General features: G+C 69.9%; 2 protein-coding genes and 1 pseudogene. 1 reads left to right on the plus strand and 2 read right to left on the minus strand.

All coding sequences use genetic code 11. The annotated features are described in order from the left end of the window. Window positions 1–308 (minus strand): annotated as a pseudogene (locus A612_RS00520) (two-component sensor histidine kinase); the annotation flags it as partial. Between the two features lie 22 nt (window positions 309–330). Further along, window positions 331–1,629 (minus strand): tRNA (N6-isopentenyl adenosine(37)-C2)-methylthiotransferase MiaB, encoded by a 1,299-nt coding sequence (miaB, locus tag A612_RS00525; RefSeq protein ID WP_019372667.1) that lies wholly within the window; start codon window positions 1,627–1,629, stop codon window positions 331–333. Window positions 1,630–1,993: 364 nt separating this feature from the next. On the opposite strand from miaB, the gene A612_RS18060 reads away from it, so the two are divergent. Then, on the plus strand, window positions 1,994–3,473 hold a 1,480-nt coding region (locus tag A612_RS18060; RefSeq protein WP_040435341.1), incomplete at its 3' end, for a methyl-accepting chemotaxis protein.

Genomic DNA, 3,473 nt, shown 5'->3' on the forward strand with positions numbered 1-3,473 from the left:
TGCGGGAGCGTGTCCTGCAGGGTTTCGGCGAAGCGCTGGCGCAGCTGCGCGTCGCCCAGGATCAGCGACTGGCGCGCCGTGCGTTCCAGGACCTGGGAGCGCGCTTGCAGCAGCTGGGCCGCGGTGGCCAGCTCGATCGCCTGGGCGGCCCCCGAGCGGCTCTGCGCCATGAGGCGCTCCAGCGTGAAGACCGCGCGCAGGGAGCTCGCGCCCAGCAGCGCCCCGATCAGCAGGAAGGCCAGCAGCAGCAGCTGCTGGAACGACAGGCTGGGCGTCCGCCCCCAGCGCCCGTGTGCCTGCGCCGTCATCGCCCGTGTGGCCGGAGCCCGCTCAGACGTCCTCGGCCTGCTGCACCACCTCGCCGCGCAGGGTGTAGGTGCGCGCCTCGGTGATGCGCACGTCGATCATCCGGCCGATCAGGCGCGCATGGCCCGCGAAGTTCACCACCCGGTTGCACTCGGTGCGGCCCATCAGCTCGTTGCCGTCGCGCTTGGAGGCGCCCTCGACGAGGATGCGCTGGACCGTGCCGACGCGCTCCTGGCTGATCTCCAGGATGTTGCGGTTGATCACCGCCTGCAGCTCCTGCAGCCGGCGCAGCTTCACGTCGTGCGGCGTCTCGTCGTGCAGGTTGGCCGCGGGCGTGCCCGGGCGCGGGCTGAAGATGAAGCTGAAGGAGTTGTCGAAGCGCACCTCGTCGATCAGTTTCATCAGCTTGGCGAAGTCTTCTTCCGTCTCGCCGGGAAAGCCCACGATGAAGTCGCTGCTCATCGCCATGTCCGGGCGGATGGCGCGCAGCTTGCGGATGGTGCTCTTGTATTCCATGGCCGTGTAGCCGCGCTTCATGGCCATCAGGATGCGGTCGCTGCCGTGCTGCACCGGCAGGTGCAGGTGGCTGACCAGCTTGGGGATCCGGTCGTAGGCGGCGATCAGGCGCGGCGTGAATTCGTTCGGGTGGCTGGTGGTGTAGCGGATGCGCTCGATGCCCGGGATCTCGGCCACGTACTCCAGCAGCAGGGCGAAATCGGCCTTTTCGGCCGTCTCGCCCATGGCACCCGCATAGGCGTTCACGTTCTGGCCCAGCAGCGTCACTTCCTTCACGCCCTGCTCGGCCAGGCCCGCGACCTCCACCAGCACGTCCTCGAACGGGCGGCTCACTTCCTCGCCGCGCGTGTACGGGACCACGCAGTAGCTGCAGTACTTGGAGCAGCCCTCCATGATCGAGACGAAGGCGCTGGCGCCCTCCACGCGCGCAGGCGGCAGGTGGTCGAACTTTTCGATCTCGGGGAAGCTGATGTCCACCTGCGGGCGCTGCGTGCGGGCGCGCGCCTGCAGCAGCTCGGGCAGGCGGTGCAGCGTCTGCGGGCCGAAGACCACGTCCACGAAGGGCGCGCGGCGGATGATCTCCTCGCCCTCCTGGCTGGCCACGCAGCCGCCCACACCGATCAGCACGCCGCGCTCCTTCAGGTGCTTGACGCGCCCCAGGTCGGAAAACACCTTCTCCTGTGCTTTCTCGCGCACCGAACAGGTGTTGAACAGGATCAGGTCGGCCTGCTCGGGGTCGTCCGTGGGCTGGTAGCCCTCGGCGGCCTGCATGACGTCGGCCATCTTGTCCGAGTCGTATTCGTTCATCTGGCAGCCGAAGGTCTTGATGAAGACCTTGGGCGCGGATGCGGCAGGTGCCGCAGAGGTCGGAGGGGTGTCGGGTGCAGTGCAGCGTGACATGGTGTTTATCCAGTGGCTGAAGGGAAGAGGCAAGGGCGCAGATTGTGCCCAAGATGCCCAACCGCGGGGACGGACGCCCTGCCCGCAGGCCCGCGGGCGGGATGACCCCGCAGTGCGCGAGGCTGTACAAAAAGATATACAATCCCCTGCTCCGGCCCGGCGCCGCCCCTTGCGGCAGAACGGGCGGCGCAGGGCTGCGCATCGGTCGCGCAGGCCCGCGCGGGCGCTGCGCCCCGCCGGGAGCGCGGGCCATCACGATACAGCGAACTTCATGACTTCTTCCCGTACGACGATGAGCGTGGCGGCGCGCCTGGGCCTGGGCTTTGCCCTGGTCATCCTGGCCGGCGCCGCCGGGGCGCTGCTGGGCAGCGCGCAGATCCGCAAGGTGCAGCACAGCACCACCCTGCTGGTTGAGGACCGGATGGTCAAGGTCGAGCAGATCACGCAGATGCTCGGCAACCTGAACATCGTGGCGCGCGCTTCGCGCAACATCGCGCTGCTCGACGAGCAGGGGCAGCGCGAGCAGGAGGCGCAGCGCATCGAGCAGGCGCGTGCCCGCACGGGCGAACTGTTCGGCCAGCTGCAGGGCAGCATCACCGATCCGGCCGGCCAGGAAGTTCTGCAGAAGATCGAGAAGCTGCACGCCCCCTACAACGAGACCATCGACAAGGCGGTGGACATGGCCATGATCGGCCAGGGCATCATGGCCACCGACGTGTTGCTGCGCGAGAACCGGCCGCTGCAGGCGGCGTATTTCGAGGCGCTCGACGAGTTGATCGGCGTGCAGAAGGCGGCGATGCTCGCCACCGCCGAGGAGGCGCAGCGGCTGGCGCGCACCGCCACCTGGACCATGGCGGCGCTGGCGGCGTTCGCGGCGCTGGGCGGCGCGTTGATCGCCTGGCTGCTGACGCGCTCCATCACGCGCCAGCTGGGGGGCGAGCCCGACTACGCCGCCAGCGTGGCGCGCGAGATCGCGGCCGGCAACCTGGCGGTGCAGGTGAACCTGCGCGCGGGCGACACCTCCAGCCTGCTGGCCACCATGGGGGCCATGCGCGACAGCCTGGCGCAGGTGGTGGCGCGCGTGCGCCAGGGCTCGGAGGCCGTGGCCCTGGCCAGCACGGAGATCGCCCAGGGCAACCAGGACCTTTCCGGCCGCACCGAGTCGCAGGCCAGCGCCCTGCAGGAGACGGCCGCCTCCATGGAGCAGCTGGGCAGCACGGTGCAGCAGAACGCCGACAACGCCCGCCAGGCCAACCAGCTCGCGCAGAGCGCCAGCGCCGTCGCACTGCAGGGGGGCGAGGTGGTGGCGCAGGTGGTGGACACCATGCGCGGCATCAACGAGGCGAGCCACCGGATCGCCGACATCATCCAGGTCATCGACTCCATCGCCTTCCAGACCAACATCCTGGCGCTGAACGCGGCCGTGGAGGCGGCGCGCGCCGGCGAGCAGGGGCGGGGCTTTGCCGTGGTCGCCGGCGAGGTGCGCACGCTCGCGCAGCGCAGCGCCGAGGCGGCGCGCGAGATCAAGCAGCTCATCACCGACAGCGCCGGGCGCGTCGAGCAGGGCACGGCGCTGGTGGACCGTGCCGGCAGCACCATGCAGGAGGTGGTGGCGAGCATCCGCCGCGTCACGGACATCGTGGGCGAGATCAGCGCCGCCAGCAGCGAGCAGAGCCAGGGCGTGCTGCAGGTCGGCGAGGCGGTGCAGCAGATGGACCAGGTGACGCAGCAGAACGCGGCGCTGGTCGAGG

The sequence above is a fragment of the Melaminivora alkalimesophila genome (assembly GCF_000282995.1).
GTDB lineage: Bacteria > Pseudomonadota > Gammaproteobacteria > Burkholderiales > Burkholderiaceae_C > Melaminivora > Melaminivora alkalimesophila.